The organism is Streptacidiphilus sp. MAP12-20, from assembly GCF_041262525.1.
Classification (GTDB): Bacteria; Actinomycetota; Actinomycetes; order Streptomycetales; family Streptomycetaceae; genus Streptacidiphilus.
Window position 1 is genome coordinate 71,031 of sequence record NZ_JBGCCK010000004.1, and the last position, 20,081, is coordinate 91,111.

The following is a 20,081-nucleotide window of genomic DNA, read 5'->3' on the forward strand; positions in this document are numbered from 1 at the left end:
GGCCGCTCAGTTGTTCTCATCAATCGTCTCGATGGTTCGGGGACCCATGCTGAATCGAAGAACCGCGGCAGTCGCCGCCGCTGTCGTCGTCGGAGTGGTGGCGGCGGCCCTGCCGACGAGCGCGGTGGCGGCCGGCAGCACGCTGTACGTCAACGACGCTGCGACGGCGAACTGTTCGGACACCGCCCCGGGGGCGGGGACCGCGGCGCAGCCGTACTGCGGAATCCAGGCCGCCGTGGCCGCGGCGCTGCCCGGGACGGCCGTGCTGGTCGCGCCCGGCCGCTACGCGCCCGTCGACGTCAAGACGTCCGGGACGGCCACCGCGCCGATCACCGTCACCGCCTCGGGCCCGGGGCAGAGCAGCATCGTCGCGGGATCCGGTAGCCGCGTGCCCGCGCTCGCCTTCGACCGCGTGCAGGACGTGGTCGTGCACGGCTTCACCATCGGTGACGGAGTCACCGGGTCGCCCACGGTCGCCGTGACCGGGTCCGTCGACACGGTGCTGGAATCGAGCCAGGTCCGGCAGTCACCGTTCAACAACCCTTCGCCGGCGGTCAGCGTGGACGGGAAGAGCAGCGGCTTCGTGCTGCGTCGCTCCACCGTCAGCGGGCCCGAGCAGGGGGTCGCGGTATCCGTCGCGCCCGGGGCGCGGGGGACCGTGCTCACCACGGACGCGATCACCTTCGGGTCCGGTCCCGGGGTGTCGGTCCAGAGCGCGCCTGGGACCGTGATCGTCAGCAACCTGGTCAACGCGATGACCGGTTGCCCCACCGCGCTTGACGTCAGCGGCAGTTCGACGGGCTCGACCGTCGAGAACAACGCGTTCCGCACCGGCTTCGGACCCGGTTGCGGCAACACGCCGGTCTCCGTCCCCGTCTCGGTCTCCTCCGGTTCCCTCGCCGGCACCACCTGGGACTACAACACCGTCGAGACCGCCTCGACCGACGCGCGATACTCCTGGGGCGGCACCGCGTACGCCACCGCCGCCGCGCTGCACGCGGCCGCGGCCCAGGCCGCGGCGCACGACAACGGGCTCACCCTCACCAGCATGACGCCGGCCGACCAACTGGCCGCGCCGCTGATCGACTCCGCCGACGCGAACGCACCGGACGAGCTGCCCACGGACCTGAACGGCCTCGCGCGGGTCGACGACCCGCTCGTGACCAACGCCGGTACCGGCGTCGGCTACTACGACCGCGGCGCCTACGAGTACCAGGACCCGTACACGGTCCGGCCGACGGCCCCCGCGTGGAGGGGTCCGGTGCCGCTCGCCGAGACCTTCGGGGTCACCGAGTCGAACCCCTGGAACACGCACATCACCGGCTACACCTTCGACTTCGGCGACGGCACCCCGACCGTGTCGGCCGCGACAGCGTCGGTGCCGCACACCTTCACCGCGACCGGCACGTACACCGTCCGCGTCACGGCCACCGCGGCGACCGGAGCCACGTTCACCGGGACCACCAGCGTGCAGGCCGTTGCCCCGGCACCGCTCGTCCCCCTGCTCCACGTGGCGCAGACGCCGTCCCCGGCCCTCACCGCCCAGGCGAACTGCTGGAGCAGCACGGACTCCTGGTCGCTCACCACCTGCACCTACGACTTCGGTGACGGCTCCGCCGCACAGACCGTGGACGCCGGCGCGCAGGCCGTCCGCACCTACGGCAAGCCCGGCACCTACCCGGTGACGGTGACGGTCCACGACGCCGGAGGGAACAGCGCCACCACGGCGGGCACGGTCAGCGTCGGCAGCTCCCTGGTACCCGTCGCTCCGTTCCGGATCCTCGACACCCGCACCGGCACCGGCGCACCCAGGGCCAAGCTCGGCCCGCAGGGGGTGGTCCGGCTCAAGGTGGCGGGCGTCGGCGGGATTCCGACGTCCGGCGTGACGGCAGTGGTGCTGAACCTGACCGGTGTCGACGCCACCGGCAGCACCTGGGTGGCCGCGTACCCGGACGGAACCCGGACACCGACCGCGTCCAACCTCAACCTGGTGCGCGGGCAGGTGATGCCGAACCTGGTGACGGCGACCGTCGGGGCCGACGGTTACGTGGACCTGTACAACGCGGCAGGGTCGGTCGACCTGGTCGCCGACGTGGAGGGCTACTACACCACCGGCAACGTGACCGGTACGGCCAACGCTCCGGGCCTCGTCGCGGCGGTCGCGTCCACGCGAGTGCTGGACACCCGTCACGACGTGGGCGTGCCCACCCAGAAGGTCGGCCCGGGCGGGACGGTCACCTTCACCGTCCCGGCCATGTGGGGCGGCGACTCGGCCGTGGTCCTCAACGTGACCGTGACCGACGCGACCAGCTCGACCTTCATCGCGGTGCAGTCGTCCTCCGCGCCACCGACCACCTCGGTGCTCAACGTCGGCGCGGGCCAGACGGACGCGAACCAGGTCGTGGTGCCGGTCGGTGCCGGGAACCAGGTCACGCTCTACAACGCGGCCGGGTCCGTGGACCTGGTGGCGGACCTGCAGGGCTACGTGCTCGACAGCTCCTACACCGCGCCGCCGTTCGGCCCGACGGGCCGGCCGTACTTCCCGGTGGCCCCGATGCGGGTGCTGGACACCCGGACCGGCCTCGGCGCGCCCAAGGCCCCGCTCGGCGCGGCGGCCGTCGACACGGTGCAGGTCGCGGGCGTGCACGGCATCCCCGCGGGGGTGAAGGCGGTCCTGGTCAACCTGACCGGCATCGCCCCGACCGGGTCGACCTGGCTCTCGGTCTACGCCGACGGCCCACCCGCGCCCGGCGCCTCCAACCTCAACCTGAGCCCCGGGGCGATCCAGGCCGGTCTGGCCCTGGTCCCGGTCGGCTCCGACGGCGCGATCGACGTCTACAACGCGAGCGGCAGCGTCAATGTCGCGGCCGACGTCGAGGGCTACTACCTCGGCTGACAGCCGGCGAACAGTTCGGACAGGCGCCCGGTCGGGGTTCGTTTCCCGGCCGGGCGTCACCTTTACGAGGTGTGACTGCCCGGCATCCGGCGGGACAGCAGCCAGGGCTCGACCAGGCCCAGGCCGCGGACGGGGCGGCGCCACATCGGCTGGAGGGCGAAGCGGTACTCCGCGTCCGGGAGCGGGAGCTGGACGTGGTCCTCCAGGGGGGCCACGCCCACCGAGGAGATGGTCTGCAGGGCGTCCGCGCCCGACGGCTCCGCCGGGGGGACCGCGCCTTCGCGTTCGAGGGCGGCGGCGAGTTCCTCGTCGCAGAGGACCGCGTCCTTCGGGGCGATGGAGGTGAGGCGGGAGGCGAGGTTGACCGTCGTGCCGAAGACGTCGCCCATGCGCGTCGTGACCGCCCCGAAGGCCATGCCGACGCGCAGCGCGGGCATCGAGTCGTCCTTGCCGAGGGTTTCCACGAGCGCGAGGGAGATGTCCGCCGCCGTCGCCGCCTCGTCCGCGACGAACAGGATCTCGTCGCCCAGGGTCTTGACCAGGCGGCCGCCCCGCCCGGCGACCAGATCCGCGCACGTCGACTCGAAGTTCTCGACCAGCTCGCCCAACTCGTCGTCCTCCAGCCGACGTGAGAGCCGCGTGAAGCCGACCAGGTCGGCGAAGCCGACGGCCAGCCGCCCGCTCTGCATCTCCTCGTCGTTCTCGGCCTGGACCACCCGACCGGTCACGGCGGCCAGCTGACGCCGCCACACATAGATCAGGAACTGCTCCAGCTCCGGCAGCAGCAGCTCGACCAGCGGATAGGCGACCTCCGCGCGGGTCAGACCCGGCTCGGACGCGGCGGTGAGGTGTTCGAGGAAGGTGTCGATCTGCCACTCGGCCAGCCGCGCCGTCGTCTGCCCGGTCGAGCGGGCCACCTGGACGGCCATCCGCTCGCTCAGCAGCCCGGCCTCGACCAGGCCCGCCAGCCGCCGCAGCGCGATGACGTCCGACTCGGTCAGGGCCCGGGACTGCCCGATGTCGGCGAAGCCCATCGCCCGCCAGAAGCGGGAGGCCAGCTCCATCGAGACGCCGGCGGCACGCGCCGCCTGGTACGGGGTGTACTGGCGCTCGGAGTCGAGGATCAGCTGCTCCAGTTGCAACGCCACCGAGTCGCGGTGCTCCTGCTCGCCGTGCTGCTCCCGATCCCGGTCGCCCACCTGTCCGTCCCGTCCGTCCTCGCGACGCGCCCGTCCCACGCAGGAGAGGGGCGTGTCCTTGCTCACACCTCGCCCAGTGATACTCGCACGGAATGAGCCATTCCGGGACATCCGCCCCGGTCGAACCCCTTCCCGTGGGATGCCGCAGCGCTCAGGCCCCGCGCACGTGGATGACGTCGCCCGCACTCACGGCATGCTCCGCGCCACTGGGCTCACGCAGCACCAGCCGTCCCAGTTCGTCCACGTCCACCGCCTCGCCGACCACCTGCTTGTCGCCCGGCAGCAGCACCCGCACGTGCTTGCCGATCGTCGCGCACTGGTCCAGGTAGGCGTCGCGGAGCCGCGTCGCGGCCGGGTCGCCGCCGTCGGCGCACCACTCCCCGTAGAGCTCGGCGAAGGTCCGCAGCAGCTCGCGCAGCAGGATCTCCCGGTCCGTCACCGGCGCGCCCGCCAGCAGCAGCGAGGCCGCCGTCGGCACCGGCAGCTCCGCCTCCCGCAGGCTGACGTTGACGCCGATGCCCGCGATCACCGCCCGGCCGTCGTCGGACAGCTCGGTCAGGATGCCGCCGAGCTTGCGCTCCTCATGCTTTCCAGAGCCGCTGCCGACAGCGACCAGCAGGTCGTTCGGCCACTTCAGCCGCACCGGCGTCTGCGCCGCCCGGCTCAGCGCGCTGGACGCGGCCACGCCGACGAGCAGCGGCAGCCAGCTCCAGTTGTCCCGCGGCACGCCCGCGTCACCCGGGCGGAGCAGCACGGAGAGAAAGATCCCGGAGCGCGCGGGCGCGGTCCAGGCCCGGTCGAGCCGGCCCTTGCCGTGCGTCTGCAGTTCGGCGATGAGCACGGCGCCCTCCGGGGCGCCCTTCGCGGCCAGCTCCGCCAGATCGCTGTTGGTAGAGCCCGTCTCAGCGACCACCACCAGGCTGTTCCACAGCGCGCCGAGGCGCCCCGGGTCGCGGTTCAGCTGGGCGGCTCTCAGCGGCGGGCGGTCGAGGTCGTTCCACGGGGATTCACTCACGACGCAAGCGTATGACCCGTGTCACTCGCTGTATCCGAGGCAGGCCGTCGTGGCTAACCTACTGATCGGAAACCTCACCCGTTGGTGCCGCGCGCGCAGGCCTCCCCGGCCCGGCGCGGCACTACCCCTCCTGACGGGAGCCGCCCCCTCATGTCCTCCGCTGACCACGCCAACGCCGACGTGGACATCCACACCACCGCCGGCAAGATCGCCGATCTGCGCCGCCGCGTTGACGAGGCGGTCCACTCCGGCTCGGCACGCGCCGTGGAGAAGCAGCACGCCAAGGGCAAGATGACGGCCCGTGAGCGGGTGCGTCAGCTGCTGGACGAGGGCTCCTTCGTCGAGTTCGACGAGTTCGCGCGGCACCGCTCCATCAACTTCGGCCAGGAGAAGAACCGCCCCTACGGCGACGGCGTGGTGACCGGCTACGGCACCGTCGACGGCCGTCAGGTCGCGGTCTTCGCGCAGGACTTCACCGTCTTCGGCGGCTCCCTGGGCGAGGTCTTCGGCGAGAAGATCGTCAAGGTGATGGACTTCGCGCTGAAGACCGGCTGCCCGATGGTCGGCATCAACGACTCCGGCGGCGCGCGCATCCAGGAGGGCGTGGCCTCGCTCGGCCTGTACGGCGAGATCTTCCGCCGCAACGTGCTGGCCTCCGGCGTCATCCCGCAGATCTCGCTGATCATGGGCCCCTGCGCCGGCGGCGCGGTCTACTCCCCCGCGATCACCGACTTCATCGTGATGGCCGACCAGACCTCGCACATGTTCATCACCGGGCCCGACGTGATCAAGACCGTCACCGGTGAGGACGTCGGCATGGAGGAGCTGGGCGGCGCCCGCACGCACAACTCCAAGTCGGGCGTGGCGCACCACATGGCCTCGGACGAGAAGGAGGCCGTCGAGTACGTCAAGGCGCTCCTCTCCTACCTGCCCTCCAACAACCTGGAGGACCCGCCCTCCTTCCCGGAGGAGGCCGACCTGGCCACCACCGCGGAGGATGAGGAGCTCGACGCGATCATCCCGGACTCGGCGAACCAGCCGTACGACATGCACAAGGTCATCGAGCACGTCCTCGACGACGGCGAGTTCCTGGAGACGCAGGAGCTGTTCGCGCCGAACATGCTGACCGGCTTCGGCCGCGTCGAGGGCCACGCGGTCGGCGTCGTCGCCAACCAGCCGATGCAGTTCGCCGGCTGCCTGGACATCGACGCCAGCGAGAAGGCCGCCCGCTTCGTGCGGACCTGCGACGCGTTCAACATCCCGGTGCTGACCTTCGTCGACGTCCCGGGCTTCCTGCCCGGCACCGGCCAGGAGTGGGACGGCATCATCCGCCGCGGCGCGAAGCTGATCTACGCCTACGCGGAGGCGACCGTCCCGCTGATCACGGTCATCACCCGCAAGGCCTTCGGCGGCGCCTACGACGTCATGGGCTCCAAGCACCTGGGCGCGGACCTCAACCTGGCCTGGCCGACCGCGCAGATCGCCGTCATGGGCGCGCAGGGCGCGGTCAACATCCTGCACCGCAGCGCGCTGGCCGCCTCCAGTGACCCCGAGGCGACCCGGGCCGAGCTGATGCAGGACTACGAGGACACCCTGCTCAACCCGTACGTGGCGGCCGAGCGCGGCTACATCGACGCGGTGATCCTGCCGTCCGAGACCCGCCAGCACGTGGTGAAGGGCCTGCGCGCGCTGCGCAACAAGCGCGAGTCGCTGCCGCCCAAGAAGCACGGCAACATCCCGCTGTAGTCCGCCCGTCGGCTCGATCAGGAAGGAACAGGCCTGATGGCCCCCATTCGCGTGCTGCACGGGCAGCCCAACCCCGAGGAGCTCGCCGCCGTCCTGGCGGTGGTCTCCGCCCGGGCGGCGGCCCGCCCCGCCGCCGCTCACGAGGACGCCCCCGCGGGCGTCTGGCGCGACCGCGCCGCCGCGATGCGGCGGATGCCGCGCCCAGCCCCTCAGGCCTGGCGCACCTCGACCTGGGCCGGACGCTGAACGCCAGGCGCCGACGCCCGATTTGAGTAGGGATACTCATGCGACCCGCGAGGTTCTCGACGCACAGTTGAGACATGCTCTGGTCCGACCCACCCGACGACACCCCGTCGGAAGCACAGCGCCTCGGCGAACTGCTCCGTCGGGTGGGGATCCTGATCGCGATCTGCGCCTCGCTCGCGCTGATCGTCGTCATGGTCTGACGCGCGGGCAGGGCCAGGCGGCTTCCTGCCCCGGCATTAACCTGATCCCCATGACCGACAAGCGCACTCTCGTCCTCGCCTCCGCCTCCCCCGCCCGGCTGGGCCTGCTGCGGCAGGCCGGGCTGGACCCGAAGGTGATCGTCAGCGGCGTCGACGAGGACGCGCTCACCGCGCCCACCCCGGGCGAGCTGGCCCTGGTGCTCGCCGAGGCGAAAGCCGCGGCCGTCGCCGGGCAGCTGGGCGACGACGAGCTCGTGGTCGGCTGCGACTCCGTGCTGGAGCTGGACGGGCAGGCCCTCGGCAAGCCCGCCGACGCAGCGGAGGCGCGGGCGCGCTGGCACGCCATGCGCGGCCGCAGCGGGGTGCTGCAGACCGGCCACTGCGTCATCGACGTCCGCACCGGCGCGCGAGCCTCCGCGACCGCGTCCACGACGGTGCGCTTCGGCACCCCCGACGACGCCGAGATCGACGCCTACATCGCCTCCGGCGAGCCCCTCCACGTCGCCGGGGCGTTCACGCTCGACGGCCGCTCGGCGCCGTTCCTCGAAGGGATCGACGGCGACCACGGCAACGTCATCGGCCTCTCCCTGCCGCTGCTGCGGACGCTGCTCGCTCAGGTCGGCGTGCGGATCACCGACCTGTGGGCTTGAGCCCCCCACTTGAGCCGCAGCCGTCCGGTGCAGCATGCTCTCTGACGAGGTCTCAAGCCGACGTCGGGGGCACAGCAATGAACAGCGGCGACATATGGAACATCGTGCTCGGCGTGCTCTCCAGCGCGTTCAGCGCCGTCCTCGCCTGGTCGCTGCAGGCGCTGCTGCGCCGTCGGCGGCTGGAACGCAGGCGCGCGTTCTTCGGCATGCACCCGGGCAATGAGGCGCTGCTCGTCGTCCCGCGCAAGGCCGGCTCCAACGACCTGGACCGGATCGTCGCCCAGAGCGACGTCTACGCGCTGATGGAGCTCTCCGCTCTCGCCCACGAGTGCGGCGCGCAGTACGCGGTGAAGCCCGCCAACCAGATCCGGCAGGGCATCGGCGACCGCGCGGAGTTCTGCATCGGCGGGCCGGTCACCAACGAGCGCACCGCCGCGCACCTGCGGTTGAAGCTGCCCGGCTTCACGCACCACTCGGAGTGGGAGACCACCAAGCTCAACGAGTTCGTCGTCGGCGGCACCGACCACTACCCGCGCGAGGCCGGCGTCGCCGACTACGTGCTGCTCGCCAGGATCGCCGTCGGCACGCAGCGGCAGCCGACCTTTCTGGTCTGCGGCCAGACCGCGGTCTCCAACCTCGCCGGGGTGCGCCACCTCGCGCGCAGCTACCGTGAGTTGAGTCACGAATTTCCGGCCGACGCCACCTTCGCGCTGCTTTTCAAGGTGCTGCAGCCGGACAACTACGGTTCCGACGTCGTCGAACTGGTGGCCGATGTCACGCGAGCGGCGCAGCAGGCTCCGCCGCCGGAGGCGGAGGCGGGGCCAGCGGCGGAGTCGGCGCTGGCCGCCCACTCGAGTCACTCGGCGGAATGAACAGCTGCAGCACGAGCAGGGTCAACGTGAGCGCCACGACGAGGAAGGCCGTCACACCCGACATCGCGAGCAGCAACGCCGCCAGGATCCCGTGGAAGACCGCCGCCGCGATCACCGCGAGGCGGGTCGGCCGGCCCGGCGTCCGGGAGGCGCGGATCGCCACGCGCAGCAGCATCGCCGCGACCAGCAGCAGGAAGGCCGCCTGGATGCTGAGCCCCACATACGCGCCGTTGGCTATCGCGGACGTCGGCAGGCCGCCCAGCCGCATGTGCTGATAGTTGGCTGCCTTGCCCATCACCAGGGCGAAGAGCAGCGAGGCGCCCGCCTCCAGCACCAGCAGGACCATCGCCGCGACCGCTGTCCATCTCCGCATGGCCGTACCTTACTGAGCAGTAGTCAAGTGCGGAAGACCGTGGCACAACCATGCTTCAATCGGCGCGGCGTACCGTGGATCCAGGCCGCTCACCCAGCGTGTGGGCAAGGTCACCACCGGGACGGACTCGGCAGTACACCCCGGGATTCCCTAAACTCTCCTGGGTTCATGAAGGGAGCCACTGTGCGCAAGGTGCTCATCGCCAACCGCGGAGAAATTGCCGTCCGCGTCGCCCGTGCCTGTCGGGATGCCGGTATCGCGAGCGTTGCCGTCTATGCCGAGCCGGATCGGGACGCGCTGCATGTCCGCACGGCCGACGAGGCCTTCGCCCTGGGTGGCGACACTCCGGCCACCAGTTATCTGGACATGGCCAAGGTGCTGAAGGCAGCCGCCGACTCCGGCGCGGACGCCGTCCACCCGGGCTACGGCTTTCTCTCCGAAAATGCTGAATTCGCCCAGGCCGTGCTCGACGCCGGCCTGATCTGGATCGGTCCGCCGCCGCAGGCCATCCGCGACCTCGGTGACAAGGTCACCGCCCGCCACGTCGCCCAGCGCGCCGGCGCGCCGCTGGTCGCCGGCACGCCGGACCCGGTCGCGGGCCCGGACGAGGTCGTCGCGTTCGCCCGCGAGCACGGCCTGCCGATCGCGATCAAGGCCGCCTTCGGCGGCGGCGGTCGCGGCCTGAAGGTCGCCCGCAACCTGGAGGAGATCCCGGAGCTGTTCGACTCGGCCGTGCGCGAGGCCGTCGCAGCGTTCGGGCGCGGCGAGTGCTTCGTCGAGCGCTACCTCGACAAGCCGCGGCACGTCGAGACCCAGTGCCTGGCGGACAGCCACGGCAACGTGGTCGTCGTCTCCACCCGTGACTGCTCGCTGCAGCGCCGCCACCAGAAGCTGGTCGAGGAGGCCCCCGCGCCGTTCCTCACCGAGGCGCAGAACGCCGAGCTCTACGCGGCGTCCAAGGCCATCCTCAAGGAGGCCGGTTACGTCGGCGCCGGGACCTGTGAGTTCCTGGTCGCCATCGACGGCACGATCTCCTTCCTCGAGGTCAACACCCGCCTCCAGGTCGAGCACCCGGTGACCGAGGAGGTCACCGGCCTGGACCTGGTCCGCGAGCAGTTCCGCATCGCCGACGGCGAGGCCCTCGGCTACGGCGACCCTGAGGTGCGCGGTCACTCCTTCGAGTTCCGCATCAACGGCGAGGACCCGGGCCGCGGCTTCCTGCCGGCCCCCGGCACGGTCACCCTCTTCGCCCCGCCGTCCGGCCCCGGCGTCCGCCTGGACTCCGGCGTGGAGACCGGCTCGGTCATCGGCCCCGCCTGGGACTCGCTGCTGGCCAAGCTGATCGTCACCGGCGCGACCCGCGAGCAGGCGCTGCAGCGCGCGGCGCGGGCGCTGGCGGAGTTCAAGGTCGAGGGCATGGCGACCGCCATCCCGTTCCACCGCGCGGTCGTCGCCGACCCGGCGTTCACCAGCGACCCGTTCACGGTGTTCACCCGCTGGATCGAGACCGAGTTCGTCAACACCATCCCGCCGTTCGTCGCCCCGGGCGTCGACGGCGAGGAGGCCGAGGGCCGCGAGACGGTCGTCGTCGAGGTGGGCGGCAAGCGCATCGAGGTCTCCCTCCCGGCCGGCCTCGGCGCCTCCGCGGGCGCGCCCGCTCGGACGGCGTCCGGCGGCGGCAAGGCGAAGCGCCGCGCGGTCTCCGGCAAGGGCGGCTCGGCCGCCTCCGGCGACACGCTCGCCTCGCCGATGCAGGGCACGATCGTCAAGGTCGCCGTCGAGGAGGGCCAGACGGTCGCCGAGGGCGACCTGGTCGTGGTCCTGGAGGCGATGAAGATGGAGCAGCCGCTGAACGCCCACAAGGCGGGCACGATCGTCGGCATCAGCGCCGAGGTCGGCGCGACGGTCACCTCGGGTGCCGTGATCTGCGAGATCAAGGACTGACCTCCGGCACCTCGTCGGCTCTGTCGCTATGAGCACCACACGGAAGACGCCCCTCACGGCCCTGCGCGACGCGCTGGGCCGGGTGGGCGTCGACCCGTATCTCCTGGCGATCCTGGCCACGGTCGGCGTCGCCGCGCTGCTCCCCGCCCGCGGCGGCGCGGCGCACGCGGTCTCGGTGGCGACCGAGGTCGCGATCGGCCTGCTCTTCTTCCTCTACGGCGCGCGCCTCTCGCCGAAGGCCGCGCTGGACGGCGCGAAGCAGTGGCGGCTGCACCTGACGATCCTGCTGGCGACGTTCGCCTTGTTCCCGCTGCTGGGCGTGCTGGCGCAGTGGCTGACCACCCCGCTGTTGGGCGCGCAGCTCGCCAAGGGCGTCCTCTTCCTGACGCTGCTGCCCTCGACGGTCCAGTCCTCGATCGCGTTCACGTCCATCGCGGGCGGCACCGTCGCGGCGGCGGTCTGCGCAGCGACCTTCTCCAGCCTCATCGGCATCGTGCTCACCCCGCTGCTGACCGCCTGGATCATGGGCGGCAGCGCGCGCATCGACGCCTCGTCGGCGCTGGACCTCGTCCTGCAACTCCTGGTGCCGTTCCTGCTGGGCCAGCTCTCGCGCCGCTGGATCGCGGACTGGACGACCCGCCACAAGCCCGCCCTGACGCTGGTCGACCGGGGGTCGATCCTGCTGGTGGTCTACACCGCGTTCAGCGAGGGCATGGTCAACGGCGTCTGGAGCGCGCTCTCGCCTGCGCGGCTGGGGTTGCTGCTGGGCGTCTGCGTGGTGCTGCTCTTCACGGTGCTCGGGATCACGGCGACAGCGGGCAAGGAGCTGGGCTTCGCCCGCGAGGACCGCATCGTCCTGATCTTCTGCGGCTCCAAGAAGAGCTTGGCGAGTGGCCTCCCGATGGCTGCTGTCCTCTTCCCGGCTTCGTCCGTCAGCCTGCTCGTCCTGCCCCTGATGCTGTTCCACCAGATCCAGCTGATGGCCTGCACGGTCATCGCACGCCGGATGCGGGACCCGGGACGTGAGCGCTGAGCCCGAGCGCTAGTCTGTGCGCCTAATCGACTGACAAGCGATCACCTGCGGCAGCTCGGGACCGATGCGCAGGGATCTCCCCGGGGGGAACGAGCATGAGAGCGACACCGCGTGCGGCCCTGCGCACGCTCACCGCACTGGGTCTCGCGGCCTCGGCCGTCGTCGGCCCTTCCGTTGCCTTCGCCGACGGATCGGCGCCCGCGCCGGCACCCGTCGTCAGCATCCTGAGCCCGGCCGATCTGGCGCAGGTGAGCGGCACCGTCCAGGTCACCGTGCGGATCCAGGCGCCGGCCGGCGATCCGGTCACCTCCGTCGACGTCCGTCTCGACGGGGCCAACTACGTCGGTATGCCCACGCCCACCTTCACGCTGCCTCTGGCGCCCGGCGAGTGCGACGTCACGTGCACCAAGACGTTCAGCGTCGACACCGCTGAGACCCTGCCCACCATCGCGGGTGCCACCCCGGCATCCCTCTTCAGCGACTACAACCTTGTCGTCAGCGTCGCCGCTCACACCGCGCGGGCCGAAGGCTTCGCCGGGGAGCTGTTCCGCAACGACAACCATCTCCCCTTCGTCTACCCCGCGTCGGGCGGCTCCGCCGGGGGGAAGTCCACCACCGTCGACGTCGGCGTCGGGGTCTCGCCGACGGCCGCCGCGGGCACGAGCATCAGTGACGTGCAGCTGATCACCCCGGACTCGGCGCTCACCACCCCGGTCCACCTCACCCCCACCGGTCATGGCGCGGTCTGGCAGGCCGTCGTCGACACCATGTCTCTGTCTGCCGGTCGGCATCCGGCCGAGATCGTGGCTGTGGACAGCGCAGGACACATCAGCACCCCGATACCGGTCACGCTTCTCGTCGAGCACGGCTTCACCCTGTTGGCCCGACCGACGTCGGACATCTACCTCCCCGACGAGAGCCCCTTCCTCGTCATCGACTACACCGGCCTGGCCGGCTGCCCGTCGGCCCTGGCTCCGCTGAACGCGCCACGGCACCTCGACGTCCGGATCGACGGAACCCCCTGGCACGCCGAGGACCTGACGATGACCGGCGAGAACGCCTGCGCAGTCAGCTGGGACGGTCGCGCCTGGCCGCTGCCCACCGGCCGCCACCGGCTCGCCGTGACCCTCACCGACGCGGACGGCTACACGGCCCAATGGGCCCAGCAGATCACCGTGGTCCGCCCGCTGAAGGTCAGCACCCCGGGAGCCACCGTCCTCGTCCCCGGATCCGTCTTCCGGCCCAAGGTCACCGTCAGCAGCCAGGACGGCATCAGCCACGTCCAGAGCTGGAAGTTCACCCTGGGCACGACCGTCCTCGCCCACGGCCAGTACCCGACCCCGCCCAGCCTGCGCTGGACCACTCCCGTCAACAAGCAGGTCCACGGCACGGTGGTGTTCACTGCCACCAGCAACTTCGGTCTGACCGTGAGCACGGGCATGCGCCTGGACACCCGCTGGCTCACCGCTGTGTTTCTGACAGCCGGCAACCGGGGACTCGTCGGGCGAGGTCAACCGGGGTTTCTCGACGCCGCCGTCTGGCAGCGCATCGGCACGACCTGGTCCCGGACGTACGCGGGCGGGGTCCTGCTGGAGTGGCGGCCGGCCTCCGGGGGCGCCTGGCACGTCCCGCCCGTTGCCGACCCGACCAGGGTCGGTCTCCAGACGCAGCGGCTCTACCAGCCGGCCTGCTTCCGGGTCGTGACGGTCGATCTGAACGTCGACTTCGACGCCTTCTTCGACTCCGTCAGCAACACGGTCTGCTTCAGCCCGCGCTGACCGTGAAGCCGTCAGGGGCGCGAGGCAGTGCTCGATCGACTGCGCGCGCGACAAGCGCTTCTCGCGCCCACAGTTGATCAAGCAGAGCCTCGCGCCCCTGAGGGCTACCGCCGTCCGGAGACGACCGGCACCGGCGCACGCCGTTGCCCCGGGAAGCCTGCCGGGCGGCGGGGGGCGTCAGGAGGGGTGGACGGGTACGCCGCCGCCGGCGTCATCGGCGCGACGTGGACCTGGACGCCGCGGTCCGCCAGGGCGTCCAGCTCGCGGGCGGAGGGTTCCGCCAGCGTGGCCTGTTCGTCCGTGACGAGGTGGGTGATCGCCTCGCTGGGGACCGTCTGGAACATCGTGTCGTTGCCGAGCTTGCCGTGGTCCGCCAGGACCACGACCTCGGCCGCGGCGCTGACGAGCGCGCGGTCCACCGACGCGGACAGCATGTTCGTCGTCGAGAGGCCGCGCTCCGCGCTCAGGCCGCTGCCGGAGACGAAGGCACGGGTCACCCGCAGCCCCTGCAAGGACTGCTCCGCGCCGCTGCCCACCAGCGCGTAGTTGGTGCCGCGGAGCGTGCCGCCCGTCATCACCACCTCGACGCGGTTGGCGTGGGCCAGCGCCTGGGCGACCAGAAGCGAGTTGGTGACGACGGTGAGGCCGGGGACCCTGGCGAGCCGGCGGGCGAGCTCCTGGGTGGTCGTGCCCGCGCCGACGACGATGGCGTCGCCCTCGGCGACCATGGTCGCGGCGAGGTCCGCGATGGCGCTCTTCTCGGCGGCGGCGAGATGAGTCTTCTGTGGGTATCCGGGCTCTCGGGTGAATCCGCCGGGGAGCACCGCGCCCCCGTGCCGGCGGTCGAGCAGGCCTTCGGCCTCCAGGGCGCGCACGTCCCTGCGGACGGTCACCTCAGAGGTCTGGACGACGCGGGCGAGCTCACGGAGCGACACCGCTCCGTTCGCACGCACCATTTCGAGGATCAACTGGCGACGTTCTGCTGCGAACACGAAACAGACGGTAACGTGCACGACCGTTAGCTTTCAGGCGATTGCGCCTACTTGCCCAAAACGTCCACAGCAGACCGGCGCACTCCTCTACACTATGCGCCGCCTCAGCCCGGTTTCGCGCTCCCCCGACGCGCCGTCAGCTACCTTCGGCGACCCTCAGCTACCCTCGGCGCCTTCCGCGCGCTTGCGCACGTGCAGCTGCCGCGCCGCCTCCGCGATCGAGCCGGAGACCGAGGGGTAGACCGTGAAGGCGTTGGCGACCTGCTCCACCGTCAGGTTGTTGTCGACGGCCAGTGAGATCGGGTGGATCAGCTCGCTCGCGCGCGGCGCGACCACGATGCCGCCGACGACGATCCCCGTCCCGGGACGGCAGAAGAGCTTCACGAAACCGTCGCGGATGCCCTGCATCTTCGCGCGCGGGTTACTGCGCAGCGGCAGCTTCACGCAGACCGCGTCCATCTTCCCGCACTCGACGTCGGCGGCGCTGTAACCGACCGTGGCGATCTCCGGGTCGGTGAAGACGTTGGAGGAGACGGTCTTCAGGTTCAGCGGCGCGACCGCGTCGCCCAGTGCGTGGTACATCGCGATCCGGCCCTGCATCGCCGCCACCGAGGCCAGCGGCAGCACGCCGGTGCAGTCACCGGCCGCGTAGACGCCGGGCGCGGAGGTGCGGGAGACCCGGTCGACCTTGATGTGGCCGGACTCGGAGGTCTTCACGCCCGCCGCGTCCAGGCCCAGGCCCTCGGAGTTGGGGATGGAGCCGACCGCCATCAGGCAGTGCGAGCCGGTGATGACCCGGCCGTCGGAGAGGGTGACCTCGACCTTGTCGCCGACGCGGCGGGCCGCCTCGGCGCGCGAGCGGCTCATCACGTTCATGCCGCGGCGGCGGAAGACGTCCTCCAGCACGGTCGCGGCGTCCGGGTCCTCGCCCGGCAGCACGCGGTCGCGGCTGGAGACCAGGGTGACCTTGGAGCCCAGCGCCTGGTAGGCGCCCGCGAACTCCGCGCCGGTGACGCCGGAGCCGACGACGATCAGCTCGTCCGGCAGCTCGTCCAGGTCGTAGACCTGGGTCCAGGTGAGGATCCGCTCGCCGTCCGGCGCGGCGTCGGGCAACTCGCGCGGGTGGGTGCCGGTGGCCAGCAGCACGACGTCGGCGCGCAGCTCCTGCGTCTCACCGTCGACCAGGTCCACGATCACACCCCGCGAGCCGTCCAGCGCCTGCCCGCCCTCCAGGCGGCCGTGGCCACGCAGCAGGGTGACTCCGGCGCGGGTGACGGACTGGGTGATGTCGTGCGACTGGGCGACGGCGAGGCGCTTGACGCGTCGGTTGACCTTGCCGAGGTCGACGCCGACGACGCGGGCGTTCGAGGTCGGACCGCCGTCGGCGACGACGATGCCGAGCTCCTCGTAGGAGCTGTCGAAGGTGGTCATCACCTCGGCGGTCGCGATCAGGGTCTTGGAGGGGACGCAGTCGGTCAGCACCGCGGCGCCGCCGAGGCCGTCGCGGTCGACGATGGTCACCTCCGCGCCGAGTTGTGCGGCGACGAGCGCCGCCTCATAGCCGCCAGGTCCGCCACCGATGATCACAATCCGAGTCACGTGCTCCATTGTCCCGCACATTCGGCGCCCCCGGGCACCGGCCGGGACGGACCGAGGCCGGCCGGTCGTGCCGCTCCCGTACGCTATGTCCCATGACGCTCTACGCCGCGTATGCCAGCAACCTCGACGCGCGGCAGATGAGCCGCCGTGCCCCCCACTCGCCCTTGCGCGGCACGGGCTGGCTTGACGGTTGGCGGCTGACCTTCGGCGGCGAGCAGTTCGGCTGGGAGGGTTCGATCGCCACGGTCGTGGAGGACGAGAAGGACCAAGTCTTCGTCGCCCTCTACGACATCGCGCCGATGGACGAGCTGGGCCTGGACCGCTGGGAGGGCGTCCCGCTGGGCTTCTACCGCAAGCTCAGGGTCCGCGTGCACACCCTCGACGGCGACGTCACCGCGTGGACCTACGTACTCAACGACTACGAGGGCGGCCTCCCTTCGGCCCGCTATCTCGGCATCATCGCCGACGCGGCGGAGTCGGCCGGCGCGCCGCACGACTACGTGATGGAACTGCGAAAGCGCCCCTGCTGACCCCTGGTCGCCCGCCGAACGGGCCGGAATCGTTAGCCCTTCGTTACCGTCAGGCGCGCGTGAACCGCGCGTGAACCGCGCCTCGACCGCGAGGCTGCGCGTCGCCGGTCAGCTCCGGCTCCGGGCGGGCAGCGGTGCGGGCAACCGGGTCGTCGTTCCGTTCGTCCATTCGCACGAAGATCAACGCCACGAGGCCGGGAATGTCATCCTTTCGTGCTCTACGCGCGTAGGAGATTGCCGTTATCCTCGTGTTGTGAACGCTTTCCCGCAGCCGGACGCCGGCACGAACCCCGTCAGCCCCTACGACGCCGCGGTGACCGCCGCCGCGCGCCTCCGGGAGCTCACCGACGGGCAGCCGCACGACGTCGCCCTGGTGATGGGCTCCGGCTGGGTCCCCGCCGCCGACGAACTCGGCGAGCCCGACTTCGAGTTCGCCATCACCGAGCTGCCCGGCTTCCCGCCGCCCGCGGTGGCCGGCCACGCCGGCAAGGTGCGCTCGATCCGCATCGGCGACAAGCGCGCCCTGGTCTTCCTCGGCCGCACCCACTACTACGAGGGCCACGGCGTCGCCGCCGTCGCCCACGGCGTGCGCACCGCGGTCGCCGCCGGCTGCCGCACGGTCGTGCTGACCAACGGCTGCGGCGGCCTGCGCGAGGGCATGGCCCCGGGCCAGCCGGTCCTGATCAGCGACCACATCAACCTCACCGGCGCCTCCCCGATCGTCGGCGCCAACTTCGTGGACCTGACCGACCTCTACTCCTCGCGCCTGCGCGCGCTCTGCCAGGAGGTCGACCCTTCCCTCGAGGAGGGCGTCTACGTCCAGTTCCCCGGCCCGCACTACGAGACCCCGGCCGAGATCGGCATGGTCCGCGCCATCGGCGGCGACCTCGTCGGCATGTCCACCACGCTGGAGGCCATCGCCGCCCGCGAGGCGGGCGCCGAGGTGCTCGGCCTCTCCCTGGTGACGAACCTGGCCGCGGGCATCACCGGCGAGCCGCTCAACCACGAAGAGGTCCTGGAGGCCGGGCGCAGCTCCGCCACCCGCATGGGTGCGCTGCTGGCCAAGGTCCTCGAACGGATCTGAGAACCGATCTGAGACAAGGATCTGATCCTTCCGGCTTCTCCTCAGCATGGCATCCGACGGTTCCCGCGCCGGGTGCCATGCTTTTTGCACGGCGCTTTTACTGCTCTGCACGCACCAGGCTTTGAGGAAGTGACGCGATGACTGCCCATCAGGCCAATGCCGACGGCGACCTGCTCCACCGGGCCCGCACCTGGCTGGCCGAGGACCCGGATCCGGAGACCCGCGAGGAGCTGGAGAACCTGCTCGCCGCCGCCGAGCGCGGCCCCGGCGAGTCCAGCGCGGCAGCCTGGTCGGAGCTGGCCGAGCGCTTCGCCGGCACGCTCCAGTTCGGCACCGCGGGACTGCGCGGCGAGATGGGCGCGGGCCCGATGCGGATGAACCGCGCGGTGGTCATCCGCGCGGCGATGGGACTGGCCGCCTACCTCAAGCGCGAGTCCGGCAGCGGTCTCGTCGTGATCGGCTACGACGCCCGCCACAACTCCGACGTCTTCGCCCGCGACACCGCGGCCGTCATGGTCGCCCAGGGCCTCAAGGCCGCGCTGCTGCCCGGCCCGCTGCCGACCCCGGTCCTCGCCTACGCCGTCCGCCACTTCGGCGCGGCCGCCGGCGTCGCCGTCACGGCCAGCCACAACCCGCCCCGCGACAACGGCTACAAGGTCTACCTGGGCGGCGCGTTCGGCGGCTCGCAGATCGTCCCGCCGCACGACGCGGGCATCGCGGCGGAGATCGAGGCCGTCGGCACGCTGGACGAGGTGCCGCTCGCCGTCGAGGGCTGGGACGTGCTGACGGAGGCCGAGGTACTGGAGCCGTACCTGACCCGCGCCGCCGCCGTCGTCGACGAGCACGCGCCGCGCGACCTCTCCGTCGTCTACACCCCGATGCACGGCGTCGGCCGCGGCACGTTGCTGGCCGCGTTCGAGCGGGCGGGCTTCCCGACCCCGACGGTCGTCACCGCCCAGGGCGACCCTGACCCGGCCTTCCCGACCGTCGCCTTCCCCAACCCGGAGGAGCCGGGCGCGATGGACCTCTCCTTCGCGGCGGCGGCCGAGCACCAGCCGGACATCGTCATCGCCAACGACCCGGACGCCGACCGGCTCGCGGTGGCCGTGCCGGACCCGTCCGCCGCGAACGGCGGGGGCCGTGGCTCCGGCTGGCGGATGCTGCGCGGCGACGAGGTCGGCGCGCTGCTGGCCGCGCACCTGGTCGCCAAGGGGGCCAAGGGCACCTTCGCGACGACGATCGTCTCCTCCTCCCTGCTCGCCCGGATCGCGGAGGCGGCTGGCCTCGGCTACGAGGAGACGCTGACCGGCTTCAAGTGGCTCTCGCGGGTGGACGACCTGCGCTACGGATACGAGGAGGCGCTGGGCTACTGCGTCGACCCGGAGGCCGTCCGCGACAAGGACGGCGTCAGCGCGGCCCTGCTGATGGCCGAGCTCGCCGCCACCCTCAAGTCCCAGGGCCGCACGCTGACGGACCTCCTCGACGACCTCGCCGCGACGCACGGCCTGCACGCCACCGACCAGCTCTCGGTCCGCGTCGCCGACGTGCGCGTCATCTCCGACGCGATGGCCAGACTGCGCGAGCAGCCGCCGACGCGGCTGGCCGGCCTGCACGTCGACTCGGCGGAGGACCTGGAGGCCGGCTCGGCGGCGCTGCCGCCGACGGACGGTCTCCGCTACCACCTCAGCGGCGAGGGCGTGACCGGCGCGCGGATCGTGGTGCGGCCGTCGGGGACGGAGCCGAAGCTGAAGTGCTACCTGGAGGTCGTCGTCCCCGTCGGCGGCGTGGCGGAGCTGCGCGCGGCGCACGAGCTGGCGACGTCACTGCTGGCGGCGCTGAAGTCGGATCTGGGGGCGGCCGCCGGGCTGTGAGCCCGGTGCGCTGACCCGTCGGCGTTTCGGCCGGACGCCTCTGACATGCTGTC

General features: G+C 71.8%; 17 protein-coding genes. 12 read left to right on the forward strand and 5 right to left on the reverse strand.

Annotated elements, in window-relative coordinates; genetic code table 11:
• The first annotated feature begins 46 nt into the window (after nucleotides 1-46).
• Nucleotides 47-2,896 carry a PKD domain-containing protein gene (locus ABIA32_RS06465; protein ID WP_370092883.1) on the forward strand — a complete coding sequence of 950 codons (2,850 nt, stop codon included), beginning with the start codon at nucleotides 47-49 and terminating at the stop codon, nucleotides 2,894-2,896.
• Nucleotides 2,897-2,958: 62 nt separating this feature from the next.
• Here the strand turns inward: ABIA32_RS06465 and ABIA32_RS06470 are convergent, their stop codons facing one another.
• Together ABIA32_RS06470 and ABIA32_RS06475 are read right to left on the reverse strand one after the other, a co-directional pair.
• Complete coding sequence (locus ABIA32_RS06470; protein ID WP_370093154.1) at nucleotides 2,959-4,095, reverse strand: adenylate/guanylate cyclase domain-containing protein; 1,137 nt, start codon at nucleotides 4,093-4,095, stop codon at nucleotides 2,959-2,961.
• 151 nt (nucleotides 4,096-4,246) lie between these two features.
• A complete protein-coding gene (locus tag ABIA32_RS06475) occupies nucleotides 4,247-5,110 on the reverse strand; it encodes a biotin--[acetyl-CoA-carboxylase] ligase (protein WP_370092884.1) in 864 nt (287 codons plus the stop codon).
• 150 nt (nucleotides 5,111-5,260) lie between these two features.
• On the opposite strand from ABIA32_RS06475, the gene ABIA32_RS06480 reads away from it, so the two are divergent.
• The 5 genes from ABIA32_RS06480 (at nucleotide 5,261) to ABIA32_RS06500 (ending at nucleotide 8,824) form a co-directional block, all read left to right on the forward strand.
• Nucleotides 5,261-6,856, forward strand: a complete 1,596-nt coding sequence (locus tag ABIA32_RS06480; protein ID WP_370092885.1) for an acyl-CoA carboxylase subunit beta — start codon at nucleotides 5,261-5,263, stop codon at nucleotides 6,854-6,856.
• A gap of 36 nt (nucleotides 6,857-6,892) precedes the next feature.
• Nucleotides 6,893-7,102: an acyl-CoA carboxylase epsilon subunit gene (locus tag ABIA32_RS06485; RefSeq protein WP_370092886.1), complete on the forward strand. Its 210-nt coding sequence runs from the start codon at nucleotides 6,893-6,895 to the stop codon at nucleotides 7,100-7,102.
• Nucleotides 7,103-7,176: 74 nt separating this feature from the next.
• Nucleotides 7,177-7,302, forward strand: coding sequence for a morphogenic membrane protein MmpB (gene mmpB, locus ABIA32_RS06490; RefSeq protein WP_370092887.1), 126 nt, complete (start codon nucleotides 7,177-7,179; stop codon nucleotides 7,300-7,302).
• A 50-nt stretch (nucleotides 7,303-7,352) separates the two neighbouring features.
• Complete coding sequence (locus ABIA32_RS06495) at nucleotides 7,353-7,952, forward strand: nucleoside triphosphate pyrophosphatase (RefSeq protein WP_370092888.1); 600 nt, start codon at nucleotides 7,353-7,355, stop codon at nucleotides 7,950-7,952.
• A gap of 77 nt (nucleotides 7,953-8,029) precedes the next feature.
• Complete coding sequence (locus tag ABIA32_RS06500; RefSeq protein WP_370092889.1) at nucleotides 8,030-8,824, forward strand: hypothetical protein; 795 nt, start codon at nucleotides 8,030-8,032, stop codon at nucleotides 8,822-8,824.
• Here ABIA32_RS06500 and ABIA32_RS06505 read toward each other — a convergent pair.
• Nucleotides 8,727-9,197, reverse strand: coding sequence for a hypothetical protein (locus ABIA32_RS06505; protein WP_370092890.1), 471 nt, complete (start codon nucleotides 9,195-9,197; stop codon nucleotides 8,727-8,729). The two genes, ABIA32_RS06500 and ABIA32_RS06505, sit on opposite strands and share 98 nt — an antisense overlap.
• Nucleotides 9,198-9,380: 183 nt before the next feature.
• Between ABIA32_RS06505 and ABIA32_RS06510 the strand changes: the two genes are divergently transcribed.
• The 3 genes from ABIA32_RS06510 to ABIA32_RS06520 all read left to right on the forward strand — a co-directional run bounded on the left by ABIA32_RS06510 (nucleotide 9,381) and on the right by ABIA32_RS06520 (nucleotide 13,952).
• The gene (locus tag ABIA32_RS06510) at nucleotides 9,381-11,141 is read left to right on the forward strand and encodes a biotin carboxylase N-terminal domain-containing protein (RefSeq protein WP_370093155.1); all 1,761 of its coding nucleotides are present in this window, start codon (nucleotides 9,381-9,383) and stop codon (nucleotides 11,139-11,141) included.
• A 28-nt stretch (nucleotides 11,142-11,169) separates the two neighbouring features.
• Complete coding sequence (locus ABIA32_RS06515; protein ID WP_370092891.1) at nucleotides 11,170-12,174, forward strand: bile acid:sodium symporter family protein; 1,005 nt, start codon at nucleotides 11,170-11,172, stop codon at nucleotides 12,172-12,174.
• A 95-nt stretch (nucleotides 12,175-12,269) separates the two neighbouring features.
• Nucleotides 12,270-13,952 carry an Ig-like domain-containing protein gene (locus ABIA32_RS06520; RefSeq protein WP_370092893.1) on the forward strand — a complete coding sequence of 561 codons (1,683 nt, stop codon included), beginning with the start codon at nucleotides 12,270-12,272 and terminating at the stop codon, nucleotides 13,950-13,952.
• A 104-nt stretch (nucleotides 13,953-14,056) separates the two neighbouring features.
• On the opposite strand, the gene ABIA32_RS06525 is transcribed toward ABIA32_RS06520, so the two are convergent.
• Entirely contained in the window at nucleotides 14,057-14,944 is an 888-nt protein-coding gene (locus ABIA32_RS06525; RefSeq protein ID WP_370092894.1) for a DeoR/GlpR family DNA-binding transcription regulator, read from the reverse strand.
• Nucleotides 14,945-15,100: 156 nt separating this feature from the next.
• Entirely contained in the window at nucleotides 15,101-16,552 is a 1,452-nt protein-coding gene (locus tag ABIA32_RS06530) for an NAD(P)H-quinone dehydrogenase (RefSeq protein WP_370092895.1), read from the reverse strand.
• Nucleotides 16,553-16,635: 83 nt separating this feature from the next.
• On the opposite strand from ABIA32_RS06530, the gene ABIA32_RS06535 reads away from it, so the two are divergent.
• The 3 genes from ABIA32_RS06535 to ABIA32_RS06545 all read left to right on the forward strand — a co-directional run bounded on the left by ABIA32_RS06535 (nucleotide 16,636) and on the right by ABIA32_RS06545 (nucleotide 20,028).
• The gene (locus tag ABIA32_RS06535) at nucleotides 16,636-17,073 is read left to right on the forward strand and encodes a gamma-glutamylcyclotransferase (RefSeq protein WP_370092896.1); all 438 of its coding nucleotides are present in this window, start codon (nucleotides 16,636-16,638) and stop codon (nucleotides 17,071-17,073) included.
• A gap of 253 nt (nucleotides 17,074-17,326) precedes the next feature.
• Complete coding sequence (locus tag ABIA32_RS06540) at nucleotides 17,327-18,157, forward strand: purine-nucleoside phosphorylase (RefSeq protein ID WP_370092897.1); 831 nt, start codon at nucleotides 17,327-17,329, stop codon at nucleotides 18,155-18,157.
• 137 nt (nucleotides 18,158-18,294) lie between these two features.
• The gene (locus ABIA32_RS06545; RefSeq protein ID WP_370092898.1) at nucleotides 18,295-20,028 is read left to right on the forward strand and encodes a phospho-sugar mutase; all 1,734 of its coding nucleotides are present in this window, start codon (nucleotides 18,295-18,297) and stop codon (nucleotides 20,026-20,028) included.
• Nucleotides 20,029-20,081 lie beyond the last annotated feature (53 nt).

What these genes read in the sequence shown, in the direction of transcription:
- ABIA32_RS06520 (WP_370092893.1), top strand. Translation starts at nt 12,270, where the DNA reads ATGAGAGCGACACCGCGTGCGGCCCTGCGCACGCTCACCGCACTGGGT.
- ABIA32_RS06485 (WP_370092886.1), top strand. Translation starts at nt 6,893, where the DNA reads ATGGCCCCCATTCGCGTGCTGCACGGGCAGCCCAACCCCGAGGAGCTC.
- ABIA32_RS06500 (WP_370092889.1), top strand. Translation starts at nt 8,030, where the DNA reads ATGAACAGCGGCGACATATGGAACATCGTGCTCGGCGTGCTCTCCAGC.
- ABIA32_RS06515 (WP_370092891.1), top strand. Translation starts at nt 11,170, where the DNA reads ATGAGCACCACACGGAAGACGCCCCTCACGGCCCTGCGCGACGCGCTG.
- ABIA32_RS06505 (WP_370092890.1), bottom strand. Translation starts at nt 9,197, where the DNA reads ATGCGGAGATGGACAGCGGTCGCGGCGATGGTCCTGCTGGTGCTGGAG.
- ABIA32_RS06480 (WP_370092885.1), top strand. Translation starts at nt 5,261, where the DNA reads ATGTCCTCCGCTGACCACGCCAACGCCGACGTGGACATCCACACCACC.
- ABIA32_RS06495 (WP_370092888.1), top strand. Translation starts at nt 7,353, where the DNA reads ATGACCGACAAGCGCACTCTCGTCCTCGCCTCCGCCTCCCCCGCCCGG.
- mmpB (WP_370092887.1), top strand. Translation starts at nt 7,177, where the DNA reads ATGCTCTGGTCCGACCCACCCGACGACACCCCGTCGGAAGCACAGCGC.
- ABIA32_RS06530 (WP_370092895.1), bottom strand. Translation starts at nt 16,552, where the DNA reads ATGGAGCACGTGACTCGGATTGTGATCATCGGTGGCGGACCTGGCGGC.
- ABIA32_RS06535 (WP_370092896.1), top strand. Translation starts at nt 16,636, where the DNA reads ATGACGCTCTACGCCGCGTATGCCAGCAACCTCGACGCGCGGCAGATG.
- ABIA32_RS06545 (WP_370092898.1), top strand. Translation starts at nt 18,295, where the DNA reads ATGACTGCCCATCAGGCCAATGCCGACGGCGACCTGCTCCACCGGGCC.
- ABIA32_RS06465 (WP_370092883.1), top strand. Translation starts at nt 47, where the DNA reads ATGCTGAATCGAAGAACCGCGGCAGTCGCCGCCGCTGTCGTCGTCGGA.